Here is a 20,922-nt window from a genome sequence, read left to right on the forward strand (position 1 = left end):
TGAACCATGGCCCGGATGAAATTCCTCTGCGACGCCGACCGCTGCATCGAGTGCAACGCCTGCGTCACCGCCTGCAAGAACGAGAACGACGTGCCCTGGGGCATCAACCGCCGGCGCGTCGTCACCATCAATGACGGCAAGCCCGGCGAGCGCTCGGTCTCAATGGCCTGCATGCACTGCACCGACGCGCCCTGCGCCGCGGTCTGCCCGGTCGACTGCTTCTACACCACGGCCGATGCGGTGGTGCTGCACAACAAGGACCTGTGCATCGGCTGCGGCTACTGCTTCTACGCCTGCCCGTTCGGCGCCCCGCAATATCCGAAGGTCAGCAACTTCGGCTCGCGCGGCAAGATGGACAAGTGCACCTACTGCTCCGGCGGACCGGAGGTCGACCTCTCGCCGGCCGAGTACCAGAAATACGGCTCGAACCGTCTTGCCGAAGGCAAGCTGCCGCTCTGCGCCGAGATGTGCTCGACCAAGTCGCTCCTCGCCGGCGACGGCGAGGTGATCGCGCAGATCTACAAGGAACGGGTGGTCAAGCGCGGCTACGGCTCGGGAGCCTGGGGTTGGCAGACGGCCTACCGGGAAACCATCACGATCTGAGCTGGGGGAGGGGGGCGCATCACGACTCGAAAAGGGTCGGGTGCGTTTCTCCCTAGGTCGATACCGCCTTCGCAAAGGATGCCGCCATGTCGCTCCGCGCTCATCTCCGCTTCCTGGTCACGGCGCTGCTACTGGCCGTCGCGGTCGGCTTTGCTCAGCCCGGCACGGCCCAGCAGGTCAATCCGACCGCCGACTCGGTCAAGGAAAAGCAGTTCCTCGACGCGCTGAAGGGTAACCCCTCGGCCGAGTTGCAGGGCCGCATCACGATTCCCGACACCAAGGCGGCGACGCTGGAGCGGCCGGCAGGGCGCGAATGGCGCGCCTTCCATCAGAACACCATGACCAAGATCGGCGCGGTTTCCGTGCTCGGCATGCTGATCGTGCTGATCGCCTTCTACCTCATTCGCGGCCGCATTCGGATCGAGAGTGGCCCGTCCGGGCAGACCCTGACGCGCTTCAACGGCTTCGAGCGCTTCATGCACTGGCTCACCGCCGCCTGCTTCATCGTGCTGGCGCTGTCGGGTCTGAATGTCACCTTCGGCAAGGCGCTGCTGCTGCCGCTCATCGGCCCGGAGGCCTTCACCAATATCTCGATCGCGGCGAAATGGGCCCATAACTATCTCGCCTGGCCGTTCATGCTCGGCATCGCCCTGATGCTCCTGGTCTGGATCAAGGACAATATCCCGTCGATGATCGACGTCCGCTGGTTTGCGGCCGGCGGCGGCATCGTCGGCAAGGGCCACCCGCCGGCGAAGCGCTTCAATGGCGGCCAGAAGATCGTGTTCTGGACCGTCGTCCTCGGCGGTGCAGCGCTCTCGGTCTCCGGCATCTATCTGCTCTTCCCCGCGACGGCCGGCGGCGTGCTCAACCTGCAATTCTGGAACGTGGTCCACGGCATCGTCGGCGTGCTGATGATCGCCGCTATCCTCGCCCACATCTATATCGGCACCGTCGGCATGGAGGGCGCCTTCGACGCGATGGGCTCCGGCGAGGTCGATCTCAACTGGGCCAGGGAGCACCATTCGCTCTGGGTCGCCGAGGAGATGAAGAAGGGGCACGTCCATGACGGCAAGCTGCAGCCGGCGGAGTGAGCTTTTGCCGCGCTTGACCGGCTGACGGCATTTGCACGATGACAGCCGGGCGCGTCTCGCGCCCGGCTTTGTGTTTTTGAGGATGTCGTTGTCGATGCGCGTGATCGGACTGGCGGGCTGGAGCGGAGCCGGCAAGACGACGCTCCTCACAAAGCTGATCCCGGAGTTCAATCGCCGCGGCGTCAGGGTCTCGACGATCAAGCACGCCCATCACGCCTTCGATCTCGACACGCCCGGCAAGGATTCCTGGGCGCACCGGCAGGCCGGCGCCTCCGAGGTGCTGATCTCCTCGGCCAAGCGCTGGGCGCTGCTGCACGAATTGCGCGACGAGCCGGAAGCGGCGCTGCCGGAGCTGCTGGCGCGGCTGTCTCCGGTCGATATCGTTCTCGTCGAAGGCTTCAAGCGCGATCCGCATGCCAAGCTCGAGGTCTACCGCGCCGCCAATGGCAAGCCACCCTTGCATCCGGACGATCCGAGCATCGTCGCGATCGCCAGCGACACCGCCTTTCCGGATGCCGGTCGCCCGGTGATCGGGCTCGACGACGTCGCCGCCATCGCCGATTGTCTCTTCGCCAATGCGCAGCCGCTCGACGCGGTGCTGGCCCGGGTGAAAGAGGATTTCTGACGATGGCGCAGCTCAGCGCGGATGCCGACGCCTTCGGGCCGATGCTGACGATCGAGCAGGCGGCCGAACATGCCGCCGAGCGCATCGCGACGGTGACCGGCATCGAGGCGATCCCGCTCGCTGTGGCAGATGGGCGCGTGCTGGCCGCGGATGTCGTCGCGCCGCTCGACCTGCCGCCCTTCTCCAATTCGGCGGTCGATGGCTATGCCGTCCGTTTCGCCGATCTGGCGGCCGGGGAAACGCGGCTTCCGCTCTCGGGCCGGGTTGCGGCCGGCGCCGACGCCGCCGGCGTCGCGACGGCGGGAATGGCCGTGCGCGTCTTTACCGGCGCGCCGATGCCGGCGGGTGCCGATACCGTCTTCATGCAGGAGGACGTCACGCTGAATGCCGGCGCGGTCATCCTGCCGCCAGGGCTGAAGCGTGGCGCCAACGCCCGGCCGGCGGGCGAAGACCTGCCGCGCGGCCACGTCGCGCTCGCCGCCGGCCGGCGCCTGCGCCCACAGGATCTGGCGCTGCTCGCCGCGCTCGGCTTGACCGAGGTTTTAGTGCGCCGCCGCGTCCGCGTGGCGATCTTCTCGACCGGGGATGAGCTCAACGAGCCTGGCACGGCACTGCCGCCGGCCGGCATCTACGATGCCAATCGCAGCCTGCTGCGCGCGCTCGTCGCCCGCGCCGGAGCGGAGATCGTCGATCTCGGCATCCTCAAGGATGAGCCGGAGAGCCTCGCCGCACGACTGCTCCAGGCTGCGGAAAGCTGCGACCTGATCCTGACCTCGGGCGGCGTCTCCACCGGCGAGGAGGACCACGTCAAGGCGGCGGTCGAGCGCGGCGGCGAGCTCGCCTTCTGGCGTGTCGCGATCAAGCCCGGCCGTCCGGTGGCGATGGGGCTGGTCGCCGGCACGCCCTTCATCGGTCTCCCCGGCAATCCGGTCGCGGTCTTCGTCACCTTTGCCTTCGTTGCCCGCACCGTGATCGCGCTCCTCTCGGGCACGCAGCCGATCAGGCTGCCTGGACTGCCGGTCAGGCTCGGCTTTCCCTACAAGAAGAAGGCGGGTCGGCGCGAATATGTCCGTGTCTCACTGGCCTTCGGGCCGGACGGCATCGCCGTGGCGCGCAAGCATCCACGCGATGGCGCAGGCGTGCTGACCTCGCTGACCGAGACCGACGGGTTGGTCGAGCTCGCCGACGAACTGACGAGCGTGGCGGAAGGCACGATCGTGCCCTTCCTCGCCTATGAGATTCTGACGGGCTGAAGCATCGGGCCGAAAAGTGGAATCCACTTTTCGGAGCAACCTGATGCCCAATCCAGAACTCAGTCGCGTCGGAAGATCACCGTCGCCAGCCAGCCCAGCAGCAGCGCCACCGTGACGGTCGCCAGGCCGTAGAGAAGCGGCCGGTCATGCGCGGCCGAGGTCATGCGCTGTTCCGCGCCGGTCTTCACCACCTCGAAATTGGTGGTCTGGCGCGCCAGGATCGAGCCGCCGGCATAGAGCAGGACCTCGACCTCATAGGGGCCGGTCGGCGCGATCGCGGGAATCTTGATCTGCGAGCTGAACAGGGCCGGTGACAGGAAGGTCACGCCTCGTTCGTCCAGCCCATAGAGCTGCTTGCCTTCGAGCGTCCGGATCAGCGCTTCGCGAAAGCGGGCGATATCGAGCTCGAAGTCGAAGCCCGTCGGTGTGCGCTGCGCATTGGCCAGGCCGATCTTGTCGCGCCGCGCCGCCTCTTCCGACAGGATCTCCTTGATCGGCCGGTTGGTCGCGACCGAGAGATAGATCGAGCGGTCCGGGAAGCGGCGCTGGGTGCGGTTGATCCAGAGCGGGCCGACGCGCTCCTTCTCGCGCACGATCAGCATGCGCCGCGGGCCGCGGACGGTGACGACGATGTCGTAGGGGTCGGCTCGCGCGACGGAACGGCCATCGCGCTCGACCAGGCCGAACACCGCTAGCTGGTCGCCGGTGAAGTTGGAGGCGATCGCGATCCGGTGGGTCGACAGGGCCGCGATCAGCGCCTCGGCCTTCGCGGGGAGGGCAGCGAGGGCCGCGAGGCAGGCCGCTATGAGGGCGAGCGCCGCGCGTCTCATCGCTGCGCTCCTTCCGGCACGACCACCGAATAGGGCTCGCTCGGAGGCAGGAAGAGCTCGACCGCGAAGCGCAGGCCGACCGACAGGATCAGCAGCGCCAGCAGCAGCCGGAACGACGAGACGTTGAGGTTGCGCGCTGCCCGGCCGCCGAACTGCGCGCCGATGACGCCGCCGACCAGCAGCAGCATGGCCAGGATGATGTCGACCGACTGGTTGGTGACGGCGTGCAACACCGTCGCGCCGGTCATGGTGACCAGGATCTGGAACAGCGAGGTGCCGACCACCACGGCCGGCGGGATGCGGAAGAAGTAGATCAGCGCCGGCACGAGCATGAAACCGCCGCCGACGCCGAGCACGGCGCCGATGAAGCCGATGATCACGGCGAGCGCCGCGATCGGGATCACGCTGGCATAGAGCTGGGAGCGCGGGAAGCGCATGCGCAGCGGCAGGCCCATCCAGGGCGGGTGCGAACCGGCCTCGCGCAGGCGGCGGGCCGGCTTGCCCCTGCGGTCGCGCAGCGCGGCGCGCACCGCGTCGAACAGCATCAACCCGCCGATACAGGTGAAGAGCGTGACATAGGCCAGGGTGATCACCAGCTCGAGCTGGCCGAGCCGCCGCATCGAGTTGAAGAACAGCACGCCCAGGATCGTGCCGACTATGCCGCCCGAGACCAGGATGCCGCCGAGCTTGAAGTCGAGCGCGTTGCGTCGCCAGTAGGTCAGCACGCCCGTCATCGATGAGCCGGCGACCTGCGCGGCGACGGTCGCGACCGCGACGGCCGGGGGGATGTCGAGGAAGATCAGCAAGGGTGTCAGCAGGAAGCCGCCGCCGACGCCGAACAGGCCGGAGATGAAGCCGACCGCGCCGCTCAGCCCGAGCACCAGGAAAATGCTGATCGGCAGTTCCGCGATCGGGAGATAGATCTGCACGCTTCCAAACCTTGCCGGCCGTCGATGCCATCCCATGTCGGGCATGAGCCGCAAAAGTGGATACGACTTTTGCGACGAGAACATGCCCGACGTGCTGAGCCGGCACGAATTTCTGCTGCTCGGCCGCGACCGGCCAAACGGAAATCACGCCGTAGCGGTGATGCTACAGCGGAAACCTTTTCAATTTGTGCAGTTTTGAGTGGCTTTCGGTGCAGGTCCGGCCTGCACCGAAAGCTCAGCCGCGGCTCGGCTTGGCCGGCTTTTTGGCGGCGACCGGCGGCTCGTCCCAGCCCTTGGGCGGCTGCGTGACCTCGTTGGCGTTCGCTTCCAGCGGCTTCGGCTTCCAGCTCTCCGCCGCTGCCTTGGCGGCGGCGAGATCACCGGCCGGCAGCCGGCTCGCCACTTCGTCGCGCTTGCGGCCGGCATCCTCGTCGCCCTGGGCGGCCGCGATCGCGAACCAGCGATAGGACTGGCTAAGATCGGCCGGAGCGCCGAGGCCGCGGCCGAGCAGGATGGCGAGGTTGTACTGGCTGTCGCGCACGCCGTGCTCGGCGGCGCGGCGGAACCAGTCGGTCGCCGTGGCATAGTCCGGCTTGCCGCCGGCACCCTCGGCGTAGAGCACTGCGAGATTGTGCATCGCCTTGGCGTTGCCGCGCTCGGCGGCGCGCCCATACCAGACCTTGGCCAGCGCCGGGTCGCGATTGGTGCCGATGCCCTTCTCGAACATGTTGCCGAGGCGGAACTGCGCCGGCCCGAGACCGGCGACGGCGGCGCGCTCGAACAGGCGCAGCGCCAGCTTCGGGTCGCGGTTGCCGGGGCCGTCGGCCGCCTGGGCCGCGATCTGGTAGACGGCGCGGGCGTCGCCCGCGAGCGCCGCCTTGCGCAGGCCGGTAGTGCCCGCGGTCGGCGGCAGCTCGCCGATGCCGGTGACGGTCTCGACCGCCTCGGACGGGCTCTGCAGCGGCAGCGAGGCCACCATGGAGGGCACGGAGGCTGCCGGCGGCGGCGACTCGGCACTCGCCGTCTGGGCCGGCGCGGGAACGGCGGCTTGCGCCGGCGTCGTGCCGATCTGCAGCGGCGGCAGGGCCGAGCTCTGGTCCTTCACCGGCGGTGCCGCCGGCTCGGTCGGGGCCCCTTGCGGGGCTGGCTTGGCCGCAGGAGCTTCGGCGGGGGCGGGCCGGGTCGTTTCGGTCCGGCTGCTGCTCTCGTTCACCACCTGCTTCTTGGCGCTGCCCTGCTGGCTGCTGGAGAAGACCTGGGCGGCGCCGATCGCGAGAACCAGCGCGGCGAGGCCGAGCAGCAGCGGCCGCCGGCGCTTTTCGAGAATCTCCTTGAGGCGCCCGCTGCCGGAGGCGGACTTGGCCGCCTTGCCGGGCTTGGTCGTCTCGGTCGCGGCCGGGTTGGTCGCCGCAGCGTCGCTGGCGGCCTTGGCAGAGCGACGCGCCGCGGCGATCAGGCTCTGGCGGACGGCCTGCGGATCATTGCCCTGTGGGGCGGGTGCCTCGGGACGCGGCCGGCCGGAGCCCGGCTCCAGCGGCAGGTCGAGCCCGCCGGTGCGCGGCAGGCGCGTCTCGGCGGCGAAGCGCTCGGCCATCGGGATGGCGGGAGCCACCGCCCTGATCTCGTCGGCGGCAGCGGGAGTGCGCACGCGCGGCGTGGGTGCGCCACCGCGCCGGTCGTCGCCCAGCTCGGCTTCGAGATCCCCGAGGCGACCGATGATGGTCTCCAGCGTCCGGTGCACGGCGCCGATCGCATCCTGGGTCTCGCGTCCGGTCGAGACATGGGTCTCGCGCAGGCCGCTCATCAGGTCGCTGAGCTCCGACAGGCTGGCGCCGCGAGACGGCGGCAGGTCGGCCATGGCGGCGCGCGCCGCGCGCTCGGCCGCTGCTGTGGTGTCCTCGCGCATGCCCTGGAGATGGACGACGAGGTCCTGCAGCGTCCGCTCGATGCCGTTTTCGGCCGAGCGGGTCGCGGCCTGCTGGTCCAGCCGCTGGGTCAGGCCGGCGATCTGGCGCTCGAGCGCATCGAAGGAATCGGAGCCGGCGCCGGGCCGGCCGGCCTCGTCGATCTTGGCGGCGAGGCCGCGCAGCATGTCCTCGACCGGGCGCATATCAACCCGGGCGAGGGGCGCGCCGCCATCGTCCACCATCTGGGCGAGCCTGCTCGACGCGGCGAGCTGCTCGACGCGATCGGTCAGCGTCTCGATCCGGTCTTCGAGCCGGCTTGGCGGCCGGTCGGCCAGGTCTTCGAGCTTGATCACCAGCGATTCGATGCGCCCGGCGAGCTCGTTGGAGGCCGGCCGGCCGATGGCGTCGAGTTCGCCGAGGCGGGCGACGAGCTGGTCGACCTGCCCGTCGATCACCGAGGTCTTCATCGTCGGCAGCGAGTCGAGCTTCTGGGCGAGCGATTCGACCTGGCGCGACAGGGCCAGCAGCGGGGCGCTGTCACCGGTGCGCTCGCGCAGGCGATCGGTGTGCAGGCTCTCGCGCACATCCTCGATCGCCAGCGACAGGCTGCGCAGGTCGCGGGTGTCGTCGCGCAGGCGCCCGACATCCGAGGTCAGCGCGTTGAGCTGCAGCGACAGGTCGTCGAAGCGCCGGCCGTCCGGAGTGGAGACGATCTCTCGTAACTCGGCCAGTTCGTTCAGGATCGGAGCGATCATCTGGCGGTCGCCGCCGCGTGCGGCGAGCGCATCGACCTTGGCGGCGAGATGGGCGACTTCGAGCTCGAAGCGATTGTAGCTTTCCTGTGAGCGTCCGTCGGACAGGCGGCTGATCTCGGCCTCGATCCGCGCCAGCGGCTTCAGGACGGGGTCGAGCCGTTCACGCCCGTCGAGGCGGTCGAGCCTGGCTCCAAGCTCGCTGATCGCCCGTTCGAGCGGCTTGTAGGCGGCGCGCTGCTCCTCGACCCGCATCGCCGGCTGGGCCGGGGCGATGCGATCGTTCAGCTGGCGCAGATCCTCGCGCAGGCTCGCGAGCGTCGGTGCGGCGGTGGCAGGGCGCTCAAAGGCTGCAGCGGCAGGGCGCTCGAAGGCTGCGGCGCGCGCATCGCCGTCGAGGGCGCGCTGGCGCGAGCGGATGTCGGACACGGCGGCGGCGAGGCCGTCGCGGCTGAGCACGACGGGGCGCGTGGCTTGCGGCGGGGGCGGGGGTGGCACAGCCGGCCTGCGGCTTACGTCCTCGGCCCGGCGTTCGATGTCGCTGAGGCGGGTGCCCATCGTCTTGATCGCGTCGGCGATCACGGCGGTGGCGCGCTCCTGGCGCTCGACCGTGGCGCGCTCGCCATGCGACAGGCGGCCCTCGGTGCGCTCCATCCATTGCGCGATCGAGTCGAGAGCGCTTGCGGTGCGCGCATTGCTGTCGCGCGTCAGGCGCTCGGCCATGGCGGCCTGGGTTATGAACGCGTCCATGCGGTCGCGCGTGAACTCGGGTCTGGCTGGGGCGGCCTGCGGGGCCGCAGCCGTCTGCATGCCGCCCTGGGAGAGGCGGGCAAGGCGCTCGGAGAGCGCGGCGATGTCCTGCTCCTCGGCGTCCTGTGCGACGGTCTCCGGCTCCCCGGCCTCTTCGCGAATCTTGTTGTCGAGCCACTCGCCGAGCGTCATCCCGGCACGGCGCGCGGCCGCCTTCGCCGCGTCGCGTGTGCGCGGATCGACGCCCTTGACGCTCCAGGGCAGGCTGGTCGCCATGTCACGCTCGCCTCGAGGGGCAATCTCGACCAAAGGCGCTCGCAGCCCCCTCAGGCGGCGGCGCCTTTGCGATCTCGGCAATCATGAACATCGGGTTGATGCGAACGATACTGGAGACCACGGCAGCGACTTTTGGCCGTCACGGTAAATAGAGCGTTAAGATCGCGGGGCCGGACGTTAATTTTCTGGAAACGCCTGTCGGGGGAGGTTGCCCGGGCCGGGCATAACGGTAACTTACCCCCGGCCGGCAGCTAACGACGTGACGTAAGGGAGCCGTCGCGCCTACATTGCCGGCAACGCAGGGGCGCCCTCCAGTGGGTAGCCGTCCCCGCTTCGCAACCTTAAGGATCAGACATGCCGCGCCAAAGCTCAGCTCTGGCGGCCACACCAAGTCACGACGGCCGCTCCGCCTCCCCGCAGACCACGAATCCCGCCGAAGCCGATGGCTTCACCATCAGCGACCTCGCCCGCGAATTCGGGGTCACCCTGCGCACGCTGCGCTTTTACGAATCGCGCGGCCTGCTTGCGCCGGCCCGTTCCGGCCTGACCCGGATCTATTCCGGGCGCGACCGCGCCCGGCTCGCTCTCATCCTCAAGGGCAAGCAGCTCGGCTTCACCCTGGTCGAGATTCGCGCCATGCTCGCCAACGAGGAAGGCAAGGAGCTCAAGGGCAAGGAACCGTCCGCCTCGGTCGGCGGCCTGCAGCTCAGCCGCAGCCAGATCGCCGAGCAGCTCGAATTGCTGCGCAGCCAGCGCACAGAGATCGAGACCGCTATTGCCGAGCTCGAAGCCACGCTCGCGCGCCTCGACGCCTGAAGCCGCCCGGTCCTGAGACCGGCAGCCGCTACGATCACGATGCCCCGAACCCTCGCCGGTTCGGGGCATTTTTCGTTTGCACGTACCGCGTGCGGCGCGCCAATCTCTCCCGACTACGCTGTCCGGAAGAAAAAGTGGGCTGGCCCCTTGGCAAGCTGCGACTAGATAGTTTATATATGAACTATCTCGAAGCGCCGCTGTCATATCGAGCCGGCAAGCTTCGTCACGAAGGCTGCACGAAACGCCAGGGAGGGATGCGATGCCGGTCTACAAGGCGCCTGTCGAGGACACGCTGTTCCTGCTCAACGACGTCTTCCAGTTCGAGCGCTACAACAACCTCCCGGGCTTTGCCGAGGCGACGCCGGACCTGGTCGAGGCCGTGCTCGGCGAAGGCGCCAAGCTCTGCGAGGAGGTGCTGCAGCCGATCAACCATTCTGGCGACCAGGAAGGCTGCAAGCGCAATGCCGACGGCTCGGTGACGACGCCGAAGGGCTTCAAGCAGGCCTATGAAGCCTACGCCGCCGGCGGCTGGGTCGGGCTCGCGATGGATCCCGAATACGGCGGCCAGGGCCTGCCCTACACGCTCGGCGCCATCATGAACGAGTTCTCTTCGTCGGCGAACATGGCTTTCGCCATGTATCCGGGCCTTACCATGGGCGCTATGGCCGCGCTCTATGTCCACGGCTCTGACGAGCAGAAGCGCACCTATCTGCCAAAGATGGCCGAGGGTATCTGGTCGGGCACGATGAACCTGACCGAGCCGCATTGCGGCACCGATCTCGGCCTGATCAAGACCAAGGCCGTGCCGAACGGCGATGGCTCCTATGCTATCACCGGCACCAAGATCTTCATCTCGGCCGGCGAGCAGGACATCACCGAGAACATCATCCATCTCGTGCTCGCTCGCATTGAGGGCGCCCCTGCCGGCGTCAAGGGCATCTCGCTCTTCGTCGTGCCGCGCAACGAGGTCGGTTCTGACGGATCGGTCGGCGCGAACAACCACGTCTCCTGCGGCTCGATCGAGCACAAGATGGGCATTCACGGCAACTCGACCTGCGTCATGAACTATGACGGGGCCAGGGGCTGGCTGATCGGGACCGAGAACAAGGGTCTCAACGCCATGTTCGTGATGATGAACGAGGCCCGCCTCGGTGTCGCGATCCAGGGGCTGGCCCAGTCCGAGGTCGCCTATCAGAACGCCGTCGCCTACGCCAAGGACCGCCTGCAGGGCCGGGCGCTGACCGGTTCCAAGAACCCCGACAAGCCGGCCGATCCGCTCTTCGTCCATCCGGACGTGCGCCGCACGCTGATGTCGATCAAGGCCTTCAACGAGGCCGCGCGCGCCTTCGTCATCTGGAACGCGATCAAGTCCGACGTTGCTCACCGCTCCGGCGACGATGCCGAGCGTCAGGCTGCCGACGACCAGCTCGGCCTCATGACGCCGGTGCTCAAGGGCGTGCTCACCGATGTCGGCTTCGACAATGCGGTGAAGGCCCAGCAGATGTATGGCGGCCATGGCTACATCGCCGAGCACGGCATGGAGCAGTTCGTCCGCGATGCCCGCATCGCCATGATCTACGAGGGCGCCAACGGCGTGCAGGCGATGGACCTGGTCGGCCGCAAGCTTGGCCGCGACGGTGGCCGCGCCATCATGGCCTTCTTCAACGAGGTCGGTGCCTTCGTGAAGGAGAACGAGGGCGACGAGGCGCTGAAGCCGCTGCTGGCCTCTCTCCAGGTCTCGCTGAATCACCTGCAACAAGCGACAATGTGGTTCATGCAGAACGCGCTCGCCAAGCCCGACAATGCCGGCGCGGGCGCACATGACTACATGCACCTGCTCGGCCTGGTCTCGCTCGGCTATATGTGGGCGAAGATGGCCAAGGTCGCGCAGGACAAGCTCAAGGCCGGCGCCAATGGTGCGACCGAGCGCATGAACGCCAAGCTCGTCACCGCCCGTTTCTTCATGGAGCGTTCGCTGCCTGAGACCGCCGCGCATCTGGCGCGGATCACCTCCGGCTCCGACACCACCATGGCGCTGAGCGCCGAGCAGTTCTGAACGTGAATCTCAGCCCGGGCTCTGGCCCGGGCATCTCTTGCAGAATTGCCTCGTCGTGAAATGGTCGGGCCAAGCCCGGCCATGACGGCGGGGACCGAAACGAGCCGCAATTGCGGCCAGCCCGGGAGGCCTTGATGGCTGAAGCCTTCATCTACGATCACGTCCGGACGCCGCGCGGCAAAGGCAAGGCCGATGGTTCGCTCCACGAAGTCACAGCGATCGAACTGGGCACGCAGACCCTGCGCGCCCTCAAGGAGCGCAACACCCTCGACACCAAGCTGGTCGAGGACGTCGTCTTCGGTTGTGTCGATCCGGTCGGCGAGGCCGGTGCCGACATCGCTCGCACGGTTGCGCTGAAAGCCGGCTACGGCAAGGAAGTGCCGGGCGTGCAGATCAACCGCTTCTGCGCTTCGGGCCTCGACGCGGTGAACCTCGCCGCGGCGCAGGTCATGTCCGGCCAGAAGGAAATGACGATCGGTGGCGGCGTCGAGAGCATGTCCCGCATCGGCATGGGCGCCTCGGGCTTCGGCATCGCGGTCGACCCATCCGTCGCGATCGACACCTATTTCATGCCGCAGGGCGTTTCGGCCGACCTGATCGCGACCAAATACGGCTTCTCGCGCGACGATGTCGACGCCTATGCCGTGCGCTCGCACAAGCGCGCCGCGGCCGCCTGGCAGGCTGGCCACTTCAAGAACTCGGTGATCCCGGTCACCGACGTCAACGGGCTGATCATCCTCGACCGTGACGAGACCATTCGTCCGAACACCGACATGCAGGCGCTGGCCTCGCTCAAGGCCTCTTTCGTCCAGATGGGCGAGATGGGCGGCTTCGATGCGGTCGCGACTGCGGCGCATCCGGATGTCGAGTTCGTCAACCACGTCCACCATGCCGGCAATTCCTCGGGCATCGTTGACGGCGCCGCTGCCGTGCTGGTCGGCTCGAAGAAGGCCGGCAAGGCCGCGGGTCTGAAGCCACGCGCCCGCATCAAGGCCTTCGCCACCACCGGCTCCGATCTAGCGCTGATGCTGACCGGCCCGGTCGACGTCACCGAACTGGTGCTGAAGAAGGCCGGGATGAGCGTCAAGGACATCGACCTGTTCGAATTGAACGAGGCCTTCTCCTCGGTCGTGCTGCGCTATCAGCAGGCCTTCGACATCGACGACGCCGTGCTCAACGTCAATGGTGGCGCCATCGCCATGGGTCACCCGCTCGGCGCCACCGGCGCAATGATCCTCGGCACCGTGCTCGACGAGCTCGAGCGCACCAACAAGCAGACCGCTCTGGTCACGCTCTGCGTCGCCGTCGGCATGGGCGTCGCCACTATCATCGAACGGGTTTGAGGAGAGAGCCGATGAACCTCGTCAATTTCCGCTTCGAGACCGACGCCGACGGCATCGCCACCCTGACCTGGGATATGCCCGAGCGCTCGATGAACGTCATCACCCCGCAGGTGATGGAAGAGCTCAACCAGGTCGTCGACAAGGTCGCGGGCGACGAAGCCATCAAGGGCTGCGTCATCGTCTCCGGCAAGGAAGCCTTCTCCGGCGGCGCCGACCTCACCATGCTGCAGGGCCTGCGCGACCTCTACGTCAAGCTCGCCAAGGAGCAGGGCGAGCAGATCGCGATGCAGCGCTTCTTCGACGAGAGCCGCAAGCTCAGCCAACTCTACCGCAAGCTCGAGACCTGCGGGAAGCCGTTCGCGGCGGCGATCCATGGCGTCTGCCTCGGCGGCGCCTTCGAGCTCGCGCTCTCCTGCCAGCTCCGCGTCGTCTCGGATGATGCCTCGACCCGCGTCGGTCTGCCCGAGATCAAGGTTGGCCTGTTCCCCGGCGCCGGTGGCACCCAGCGCGTCTCGCGCCTGATGCAGACCGGCGACGCGCTGCAGATGATGTTCAAGGGCGACCAGATCAAGGCGCTGCCGGCTCGCAATATGGGCCTCGTCCACGCCGTCTTGCCGCGCGACCAGATCGTCGCCGCCGCCAAGGAATGGTTGAAGGCCAATCCGCAGGCCAAGCAGCCCTGGGAGGACCCGAAGTTCAAGCTGCCCTCGAACAAGGTCCACTCGCCGGCCGGCATGCAGATCTGGCCGCCGGCCAGCGCGATCTATCGCCGCGAGACCAACGACAACTACCCGGCCGCCCGCGCCATCCTCAGCGCGGTCTATGAGGGCCTGCAGCTGCCGATGGACCTCGCCCTCAAGGTCGAGAGCCGCTACTTCGCCAAGATCCTGCGGACGAAGGAGGCGGCCTCGATGATCCGCTCGCTCTTCGTCTCGATGCAGGAACTCAACAAGGGTGCCCGCCGCCCTGCCGATGTGCCGCCGAGCAAGCTGAAGAAGGTCGGCGTCGTCGGCGCCGGCTTCATGGGTGCCGGCGTCGCCTATGTCACGGCATTGGCTGGCCTGGAGGTTGTGCTGGTCGATCGCGACATCGAGGCGGCCGAGAAGGGCAAGGCCTATTCGCACAAGCTGGTCACCGACCAGATCACCAAGGGCCGCGCCAAGACCGCCGATCGCGACGCGCTGCTCGGCCGCATCAAGGCCTCGGCCGACTATGCGGACCTCAAGGGCTGCGACCTCATCGTCGAGGCGGTGTTCGAGGACCCCAAGGTCAAGGCCGAGGTCATCGCCAAGGTCGAGGCCGTGGTCGGCCCCAAGACCATCTTCGGCTCCAACACCTCGACGCTGCCGATCACCGGCCTGGCCGAGCACAGCGAGCGCCCGAAGAATTTCATCGGCATCCACTTCTTCTCGCCGGTCGAGAAGATGCTGCTGGTCGAGATCATCATGGCGAAGAAGACGGGCAAGAAGGCGCTCGCCTTGGCGCTCGACTTCGTCCGCGCCATCAAGAAGACGCCGATCGTCGTCAACGACACCCGCGGCTTCTACGCCAATCGCTGCGTCGGCAACTACATCCGCGAGGGCCACCTCATGCTGATGGAAGGCGTGCCGCCGGCGATGATCGAGGCTGCCGGCAAGCAGGCCGGCATGCCGGTCGGCCCGCTCTCGCTCAATGACGAGGTCGCGGTCGATCTCGCCTACAAGGTGCTGAAGGCGACCAAGGCCCAGCTGGGCGAGGCTTCAGTCGATCCGGCGCAGGAGAAGCTCCTCAACGAAATGGTCGAGAAGCATGGCCGCCTCGGCCGCAAGAACAGGAAGGGCTTCTACGATTATCCGGAAGCCGGCCCGAAGCGGCTCTGGCCCGGCCTTGCCGAGCTCACCAAGAACAAGCTCGAGCCCGAGCTGATCGACATGGAGGAGCTGAAGCACCGCCTCCTGGTCACGCAGGCGCTCGAAGCCGCCAAGACCTATGAGGAAGGCGTCGTCACCGATCCGCGCGAGGCCGATGTCGGCTCGATCATCGGCTTCGGCTTCGCGCCCTATAGCGGTGGCACGCTCTCCTATATCGACAATATGGGCGCGGCCGCCTTCGTGAAGCTCTGCGAGGGGCTGGCGAAGAAGCATGGCGAGCGCTTCAAGCCGAACCGGCTTTTGAAGCGCATGGCCAAGACTGGCGAGAGCTTCTACGGCAGCGCCGAGAAGAAGGCCGCGGCCTGATCAGGCGAAGAGCCGCTCCCTCAGGAGCGGCTCCAGCCAGTCGGCGAAGACCTTGAGGCGGCGCGACAAATGCTGCCGGTGCGGATAGAGCAGGGCGACCGGCATCGGTTCCGCCCTGTGCTCCGGCATCACCTCGACCAGTTCGCTCGCCTTGAGATGCGCGGCGACGTCATAGGCCGGGATCTGGATCAGCCCGAGCCCGGAAAGGCAGCAGGCGATATAGGCCTCCGCACTGTTGACGGTGACCCGGCCGGCCATGGCCCGGCTGTGCGGCCGCTCGCCCTCCAGCCATTGCCAGTCCTCGACCGTGCCAGTCGAGGGCGAGGCGTAATGCACGGCCTCATGCGCTGAGAGGTCCTCCGGGCTTTCCGGCATCCCAACTCGCTTGAGATAGGCCGGGCTCGCGACATTGATCAGCCTGAGCTCGCCGAGATTGCGCGCGATCAGGCTGGAATCGCTGAGTGGCCCGACCCGAAGCACGCAGTCGACGCTGCCTTCGACCAGATTGACGGCGCGATCGGTGACACCGAGTTCGATCGCGACATCCGGATAGCGTGCCAGGAAATCGGGCAGGGCCGGAGCGATGATCAGGCGGCCGATCCGGCCGGGCACGTCGATCCTGAGCTTGCCGGCCGGCCCGTCGCTGGCGCTGCGGAACAGCGTCTCGGCTTCCTCGACATCGGCGATCAATCTCAGGCAGCGCTCATAAAAGGCGAGCCCGTCCTGCGTCGGCGCGACATGGCGGGTCGTGCGGTGCAGCAGCCGCGTCCCCAGCCGGTCCTCCAGCAGCCGGATCGCCGCCGAGACCGAGGAGCGCGGCTGGCCGAGCGTCGCCGCCGCCCGCGTGAAGCTGGCGCATTCGACGACGCGGGCGAAAGTGGCGAAGAGCTCGATCCGGTCCATGGCCGGGACGATGCGATTGTTCGCCCTGGCTGACAAGTCATGTCAGCCTATCCGGCTTTATCAGAACAATTGGCTGGTTACCTTGCTGACGAGGCGAGCAGGGCTCGCAGCGACAGCAGGAGACCAGGCCATGGCCGACCACAGCATCAAGGGCAAGACCGTCATCATCGCCGGGGGTGCCAAGAATCTCGGCGGACTGCTCGCTCGCGATCTCGCCGCCCACGGCGCCAGGGCGGTCGCCATCCATTACAACAGCGCCGCGACCAAGGCCGATGCCGACGCGACGGTGGCCGCCGTCAAGGCTGCGGGTGCCGAGGCGGCTGCCTTCCAGGCCGATCTCACCACCGCCGGCGCTGTCGAGAAGCTGTTCGCCGATGTGGTCGCCGCGCTCGGCCGGCCGGATATCGCGATCAACACCGTCGGCAAGGTGCTGAAGAAGCCGATGGTCGAGATCAGCGAGGCCGAATATGACGAGATGGCCGCGGTGAACTCGAAATCGGCCTTCTTCTTCCTCAAGGAGGCCGGCAAGGCGCTGAACGATAACGGCAAGATCACTACGCTGGTGACTTCGCTGCTCGGCGCCTTCACCCCGTTCTATGCCGCCTATGCCGGCATGAAAGCCCCGGTCGAGCACTTCACCCGCGCCGCTTCCAAGGAGTTCGGCGAGCGCGGCATCTCGGTCAGCGCGATCGGGCCCGGCCCGATGGACACGCCCTTCTTCTATCCGGCCGAAGGCGCCGATGCGGTCGCCTATCACAAGACGGCGGCGGCGTTGTCGGCGTTCTCGAAGACCGGGCTCACCGACATCAAGGACATCGTCCCCTTCATCCGCTTCCTCGTCTCGGATGGCTGGTGGATGACCGGCCAGACCATCCTGGTCAATGGCGGCTACACGACGAAGTGAGGTACCGGTCGGCCATTCGTCCCGAGGTGGCCGACCGCTTTCCTTGCTGAAAGCTGAAGCATTCATTCAGCTCCCGTCTATCCTCGCAAGGATATCAAGGCGGCACGAGCGGGTTTCCCGAGTTGAGGAACGGCGCATGCACATGGCGATGGTGATCGGTGGCGGCGTGGTCCTGCTCGGGCTGTTCCTGCTGTTCGGCAAGCTCTGGGGCGGGGCCGAACCGGCATTCGCGACGGCGGCCAGGCTCTTCGTGCCAGCCTGGCTCGCGATCTCGCTGGTCAACATGTGGGTCGGCGTCACCAAAGCCGGCTATTCGGTGCGCGAGGAATTGCCGATCCTGGCTGTGGTCTTCGTCGTGCCGGCGGCTCTCGCTTTGCTCGTCGCCTGGCGTGTCGCACGCTGAGGTGGCTGCCGTGCGGGCGGCCATGGTGGCTCACCCAGACAACTCAGGTCTTTCCCCTATGGTCGCTCTGAGCGGCATGGGACTAGACTCGGCTGGCTTTGGACCGGGGAAAACTTGAATTCATGCCTGTGCGGCCGATTTTGAACTTTCCCGATCCACGTTTGCGCCTCCCTGCAGTGCCGGTCACGCGCTTCGATGCGGATCTGCGTGCGCTTGCCGAAGACCTGCTCGACACGATGCGGGCAGCGCCCGGCATCGGCATCACCGCGCCGCATATCGGCGTGTCATCGCGGCTCGTCGTGCTTGAGCTGACGCCGGGCGAGGTCCGCGTCTACGCCAATCCGGTGCTGGACCAGGTTTCGCGCGAAACCATCCGCCATACCGAGGGCAGCGTCTCGATGCCGGGCGTCACCGACGAGCTCGAGCGCCATGCCCGTATCCGCGTGCGCTATGTCGATCTCGACGGGAATGAGCGGAGCGAGGACGCGGACGGCCTGCTCTCCGTCTGCCACCAGCATGAGATCGACCAGCTCGACGGCATCTTCTGGATCGACCGTCTGTCGCGGCTGAAGCGCGACAGGCTGATCGCCCGCTACAACAAACTGCAGCGGGGGTGAGTGGTCTGTCGGCTACTGCGCCAGCGCGCCAAAGACGAATTCGTTCGTCAGTTTGACCGGCAGCTGCCAGTTGCCGGGCTTGTTGTAATTGCCCGCGGTGACGGCGACGACGACCTGCTGTTTGGGAGCGACGACGAGGCGCTGGCCGCCATTGCCGAAGGCGCTGTACCAGGGCTCGCCGGAGCGGTCCCGGCCGAGATACCATTGGTAGCCGTAGCCCAGTCCGTCCTTGGTCTGCGTGCGTGGCGTCAGGCTCTGCTCCAGCCAGTCCGCTGGCACGATCCGCCGGCCGGCATGGCTGCCCTTGTCGAGCAGCAACTGCCCGATCGCCGCGAGGCCGCGCGGATGCAGGCGCAGGCCCGATGCCGCAGCTTCCCGACCGTCGAGGCCGTTGGTCCAGCTGAAGCGATCGATGCCGAGCGGCGCGAACAGCCGCTCACGCGCGAACTCGCCGAGCCGCTTGCCGCTGCCTTTGGCGACGAGATGACCGAGCAGGGCCGTCGCGCCACCACTATAGGTCCAGGCCTCACCCGGCGGACGAGCGATCGGCCGGTCGAGGATGAAGCGGTATCGGTTCGGGGCGTTCTCCATCGCGATCTCGCTGTTGCGCGGGTCGCTGTAGGGCAGCGACTCGTCCCAGGCGAGGCCCATGGTCATGGTCAGGACATGCTCGATCTTGAGCCGCTGCCGTTCAGCGTCGCCAGCGAGATCGGGATAGCCCGGAAAGCTCGCCAGGAGCGGCGCGTCGGGCTTCGGAACCAATCCGTCGGCCAGAGCGATGCCATAGACGAGGCTGACGATGCTCTTCGACACCGAGCGCAGATCATGAAGCTCGTCGGCGTTGAAGCTGACGACGCCGCGGCTGTCGCCCCAGATTTCGTCGACGCCGGCGAAATAGTGCTCGATCGCGATCCTGCCGTGCCGCAGCACGACGAGCCCGTGCAATCCGCTGAGCTCCCCGGCCGCGAAAGCCTTTTCGATGCGCTCGCTCGCATCGGGCCGGAAGCCAGCCTCTGCGAGCGATGACGTCTGCCAGGCGCGCCCCGACACCTGCGCGGCCGACGGAATGGCCGTCAATGCCGCGCCGGCACCTGCCAGGAAGGCGCGTCGGTCCATGGCGTGTGGCGGCTAGTTCGCCACAGCCCGGATCACCCGCTTGAGCTTGCCGATCAACTCGTCGACCTGGCTCTCCGTGATGATCAGCGGCGGCGAGAAGGCGATCGTGTCGGCGGCGGTACGGACCATCAGGCCCTCTTCGCGGAACAAGCGATCCATCGCCTCGAAGGCGCGCTTGCCGACACCATCAGCCCGTGGCGCGAGATCGACGGCGCCGACCAGGCCGAGCGTGCGGATGTCGACTACGTTCGGCTCGCCCTTCAGGCTCATCACCGCATCGGCCCAGCTATCCTCCATCGCCCGAGCGCGCTCGAACAGGCCCTCCTCGCGATAGATGTCGAGCGCTGCCAGCGAGGCCGCCGCCGCCAGCGGGTGGCCGGAATAGGTGTAGCCGTGGAACAGCTCGATGACGTTGTCGGGGCCGTTCATGAAGGCGTCGTAGATGTGCTTGCGCACGATCACGCCGCCCATCGGCACCGTGCCCGAGGTGACGCCCTTGGCGAAGGTGATCATGTCCGGGATGACGCCGTAGCGCTCGGCGGCGAAGGCGAAGCCGAGGCGGCCGAAGCCGGTGATGACCTCGTCGAAGATCAGGAGGATGCCGTGCTTGTCGCAGATCTCACGCAGGCGCTTGAGATAGCCCTTCGGCGGCGGCAGTGCCCCGGTCGAGCCGGCCATCGGCTCGACGATCACGGCGGCGATGGTCGAGGCGTCGTGCAGGGCGACGACACGCTCGAGATCATCGGCGAAATGCGCGCCGTATTCAGGCTCGCCCTTGCTGAAGGCCTGCTTCTCGCGATCATAGGTGTGGGAGATGTGGTCGGTGCCGGTGAGCAGCCCGCCGAAGAACTTGCGGTTGTTGACCATGCCGCCGACCGAGATGCCGCCGAAGCCGACGCCGTGATAGCCGCGCTCGCGGCCGATCAGCCGGGTCTTCGAGCCCTTGCCCGAGACGTTCCAGTAGGCGAGCGCGATCTTTAGCGCCGAATCCGCCGCTTCCGAGCCTGAGCCAGCGAAGAAGACATGGTCGAGATCGCCCGGCGCCAGCGCCGCGATCCGGGCCGCCGCCGCGAAGACCTTGGGATGGCCGTATTGGAAGGACGGGGCGTAGTCGAGCTCGCGCGCCTGCGCCTGGATCGCCTGGATGATCGGCTCGCGGGCGTGGCCGGCATTGCAGCACCACAGGCCGGCGGTGCCGTCCATCACCGGCTTGCCCTCGGGCGTATAGTAGAACATGCCCTCGGCCCGGGCGACCATGCGCGGGTTCTGCTTGAACGACCGGTTCGCCGTGAACGGCATCCAGTAGGCTTCGAGATCGTTCGGGGAGCTGATGGCGCTCGGCGCAGAGGTCATGATCCGGTCCCGTTTTGGGTTTTAAGGCTTCCTCAACCTAGCAGCGCGGTCGGGGCTGTAAATCCATGTCGGCTCGGGGCATGCCTGCGTCCGGCGAGCGGCGGCCTGCCGCTCGGGGCAGGTGACGTTACGTCGTTTCTGGCGTAGTCTGAACAAGGGGGTAACACTGGACTACGCCC

The 20,922-nt window shown here is 67.4% G+C and carries 18 protein-coding genes; 12 read left to right on the forward strand and 6 right to left on the reverse strand.

The genetic code is table 11. The features are described 5' to 3' along the window. The first annotated feature begins 6 nt into the window (after positions 1–6). From fdh3B to glp, 4 genes are all read left to right on the forward strand, one after another. Entirely contained in the window at positions 7–603 is a 597-nt protein-coding gene (fdh3B, locus tag GV161_RS16975) for a formate dehydrogenase FDH3 subunit beta (protein WP_110488212.1), read from the forward strand. Between the two features lie 86 nt (positions 604–689). Beyond that, the gene (locus GV161_RS16980) at positions 690–1,694 is read left to right on the forward strand and encodes a formate dehydrogenase subunit gamma (RefSeq protein ID WP_152016812.1); all 1,005 of its coding nucleotides are present in this window, start codon (positions 690–692) and stop codon (positions 1,692–1,694) included. A 94-nt stretch (positions 1,695–1,788) separates the two neighbouring features. Then, positions 1,789–2,319, forward strand: coding sequence for a molybdopterin-guanine dinucleotide biosynthesis protein B (gene mobB / locus GV161_RS16985; protein WP_152016813.1), 531 nt, complete (start codon positions 1,789–1,791; stop codon positions 2,317–2,319). 2 nt (positions 2,320–2,321) lie between these two features. Next, the gene (glp, locus tag GV161_RS16990; protein ID WP_152016814.1) at positions 2,322–3,572 is read left to right on the forward strand and encodes a gephyrin-like molybdotransferase Glp; all 1,251 of its coding nucleotides are present in this window, start codon (positions 2,322–2,324) and stop codon (positions 3,570–3,572) included. Positions 3,573–3,631: 59 nt separating this feature from the next. On the opposite strand, the gene GV161_RS16995 is transcribed toward glp, so the two are convergent. Further along, positions 3,632–4,402, reverse strand: a complete 771-nt coding sequence (locus GV161_RS16995) for a TIGR02186 family protein (protein WP_152016815.1) — start codon at positions 4,400–4,402, stop codon at positions 3,632–3,634. Beyond that, a complete protein-coding gene (locus GV161_RS17000; RefSeq protein WP_152016816.1) occupies positions 4,399–5,331 on the reverse strand; it encodes a sulfite exporter TauE/SafE family protein in 933 nt (310 codons plus the stop codon). The genes GV161_RS16995 and GV161_RS17000 overlap by 4 nt, the downstream gene beginning before the upstream one ends. A gap of 34 nt (positions 5,332–5,365) precedes the next feature. On the opposite strand from GV161_RS17000, the gene GV161_RS17005 reads away from it, so the two are divergent. Beyond that, complete coding sequence (locus GV161_RS17005; RefSeq protein WP_159650281.1) at positions 5,366–5,530, forward strand: hypothetical protein; 165 nt, start codon at positions 5,366–5,368, stop codon at positions 5,528–5,530. Between the two features lie 36 nt (positions 5,531–5,566). On the opposite strand, the gene GV161_RS17010 is transcribed toward GV161_RS17005, so the two are convergent. Next, positions 5,567–9,016 (reverse strand): tetratricopeptide repeat protein, encoded by a 3,450-nt coding sequence (locus GV161_RS17010; protein WP_152016817.1) that lies wholly within the window; start codon positions 9,014–9,016, stop codon positions 5,567–5,569. A gap of 354 nt (positions 9,017–9,370) precedes the next feature. On the opposite strand from GV161_RS17010, the gene GV161_RS17015 reads away from it, so the two are divergent. The 4 genes from GV161_RS17015 to GV161_RS17030 all read left to right on the forward strand — a co-directional run bounded on the left by GV161_RS17015 (position 9,371) and on the right by GV161_RS17030 (position 15,447). After that, entirely contained in the window at positions 9,371–9,832 is a 462-nt protein-coding gene (locus GV161_RS17015) for a MerR family DNA-binding transcriptional regulator (protein ID WP_152016818.1), read from the forward strand. Between the two features lie 259 nt (positions 9,833–10,091). Then, positions 10,092–11,888 carry an acyl-CoA dehydrogenase C-terminal domain-containing protein gene (locus GV161_RS17020; protein WP_152016819.1) on the forward strand — a complete coding sequence of 599 codons (1,797 nt, stop codon included), beginning with the start codon at positions 10,092–10,094 and terminating at the stop codon, positions 11,886–11,888. Between the two features lie 134 nt (positions 11,889–12,022). Next, entirely contained in the window at positions 12,023–13,231 is a 1,209-nt protein-coding gene (locus GV161_RS17025) for an acetyl-CoA C-acetyltransferase (protein ID WP_152016820.1), read from the forward strand. 11 nt (positions 13,232–13,242) lie between these two features. Then, complete coding sequence (locus GV161_RS17030) at positions 13,243–15,447, forward strand: 3-hydroxyacyl-CoA dehydrogenase NAD-binding domain-containing protein (RefSeq protein WP_152016821.1); 2,205 nt, start codon at positions 13,243–13,245, stop codon at positions 15,445–15,447. Here the strand turns inward: GV161_RS17030 and GV161_RS17035 are convergent, their stop codons facing one another. Further along, complete coding sequence (locus tag GV161_RS17035; protein ID WP_152017495.1) at positions 15,448–16,350, reverse strand: LysR family transcriptional regulator; 903 nt, start codon at positions 16,348–16,350, stop codon at positions 15,448–15,450. 130 nt (positions 16,351–16,480) lie between these two features. Between GV161_RS17035 and GV161_RS17040 the strand changes: the two genes are divergently transcribed. The 3 genes from GV161_RS17040 (at position 16,481) to GV161_RS17050 (ending at position 18,274) form a co-directional block, all read left to right on the forward strand. Beyond that, on the forward strand, positions 16,481–17,254 hold the full coding sequence (locus GV161_RS17040) for an SDR family oxidoreductase (RefSeq protein WP_152016822.1): 774 nt from the start codon (positions 16,481–16,483) through the stop codon (positions 17,252–17,254). 136 nt (positions 17,255–17,390) lie between these two features. Continuing rightward, positions 17,391–17,657, forward strand: coding sequence for a hypothetical protein (locus GV161_RS17045; protein WP_152016823.1), 267 nt, complete (start codon positions 17,391–17,393; stop codon positions 17,655–17,657). Between the two features lie 122 nt (positions 17,658–17,779). Beyond that, a complete protein-coding gene (locus GV161_RS17050) occupies positions 17,780–18,274 on the forward strand; it encodes a peptide deformylase (RefSeq protein WP_152016824.1) in 495 nt (164 codons plus the stop codon). A gap of 12 nt (positions 18,275–18,286) precedes the next feature. Here GV161_RS17050 and GV161_RS17055 read toward each other — a convergent pair whose 3' ends face one another. After that, the gene (locus GV161_RS17055; protein WP_152016825.1) at positions 18,287–19,390 is read right to left on the reverse strand and encodes a serine hydrolase; all 1,104 of its coding nucleotides are present in this window, start codon (positions 19,388–19,390) and stop codon (positions 18,287–18,289) included. A 12-nt stretch (positions 19,391–19,402) separates the two neighbouring features. Further along, positions 19,403–20,743, reverse strand: a complete 1,341-nt coding sequence (locus tag GV161_RS17060) for an aspartate aminotransferase family protein (protein ID WP_152016826.1) — start codon at positions 20,741–20,743, stop codon at positions 19,403–19,405. Positions 20,744–20,922 lie beyond the last annotated feature (179 nt).

This window comes from Bosea sp. 29B (assembly GCF_902506165.1).
In the GTDB taxonomy this organism is placed as follows: Bacteria; Pseudomonadota; Alphaproteobacteria; order Rhizobiales; family Beijerinckiaceae; genus Allobosea.

Excerpts from the sequence above, each read along its gene's own strand:
- GV161_RS17050 (WP_152016824.1), top strand. The coding sequence starts at position 17,780 with ATGCCTGTGCGGCCGATTTTGAACTTTCCCGATCCACGTTTGCGCCTC.
- GV161_RS17035 (WP_152017495.1), bottom strand. The coding sequence starts at position 16,350 with ATGGACCGGATCGAGCTCTTCGCCACTTTCGCCCGCGTCGTCGAATGC.
- GV161_RS17060 (WP_152016826.1), bottom strand. The coding sequence starts at position 20,743 with ATGACCTCTGCGCCGAGCGCCATCAGCTCCCCGAACGATCTCGAAGCC.
- GV161_RS17020 (WP_152016819.1), top strand. The coding sequence starts at position 10,092 with ATGCCGGTCTACAAGGCGCCTGTCGAGGACACGCTGTTCCTGCTCAAC.
- GV161_RS17025 (WP_152016820.1), top strand. The coding sequence starts at position 12,023 with ATGGCTGAAGCCTTCATCTACGATCACGTCCGGACGCCGCGCGGCAAA.
- fdh3B (WP_110488212.1), top strand. The coding sequence starts at position 7 with ATGGCCCGGATGAAATTCCTCTGCGACGCCGACCGCTGCATCGAGTGC.
- GV161_RS17045 (WP_152016823.1), top strand. The coding sequence starts at position 17,391 with ATGCACATGGCGATGGTGATCGGTGGCGGCGTGGTCCTGCTCGGGCTG.
- glp (WP_152016814.1), top strand. The coding sequence starts at position 2,322 with ATGGCGCAGCTCAGCGCGGATGCCGACGCCTTCGGGCCGATGCTGACG.
- mobB (WP_152016813.1), top strand. The coding sequence starts at position 1,789 with ATGCGCGTGATCGGACTGGCGGGCTGGAGCGGAGCCGGCAAGACGACG.
- GV161_RS17040 (WP_152016822.1), top strand. The coding sequence starts at position 16,481 with ATGGCCGACCACAGCATCAAGGGCAAGACCGTCATCATCGCCGGGGGT.
- GV161_RS17005 (WP_159650281.1), top strand. The coding sequence starts at position 5,366 with ATGTCGGGCATGAGCCGCAAAAGTGGATACGACTTTTGCGACGAGAAC.
- GV161_RS17010 (WP_152016817.1), bottom strand. The coding sequence starts at position 9,016 with ATGGCGACCAGCCTGCCCTGGAGCGTCAAGGGCGTCGATCCGCGCACA.
- GV161_RS17055 (WP_152016825.1), bottom strand. The coding sequence starts at position 19,390 with ATGGACCGACGCGCCTTCCTGGCAGGTGCCGGCGCGGCATTGACGGCC.
- GV161_RS17015 (WP_152016818.1), top strand. The coding sequence starts at position 9,371 with ATGCCGCGCCAAAGCTCAGCTCTGGCGGCCACACCAAGTCACGACGGC.
- GV161_RS16980 (WP_152016812.1), top strand. The coding sequence starts at position 690 with ATGTCGCTCCGCGCTCATCTCCGCTTCCTGGTCACGGCGCTGCTACTG.
- GV161_RS16995 (WP_152016815.1), bottom strand. The coding sequence starts at position 4,402 with ATGAGACGCGCGGCGCTCGCCCTCATAGCGGCCTGCCTCGCGGCCCTC.
- GV161_RS17030 (WP_152016821.1), top strand. The coding sequence starts at position 13,243 with ATGAACCTCGTCAATTTCCGCTTCGAGACCGACGCCGACGGCATCGCC.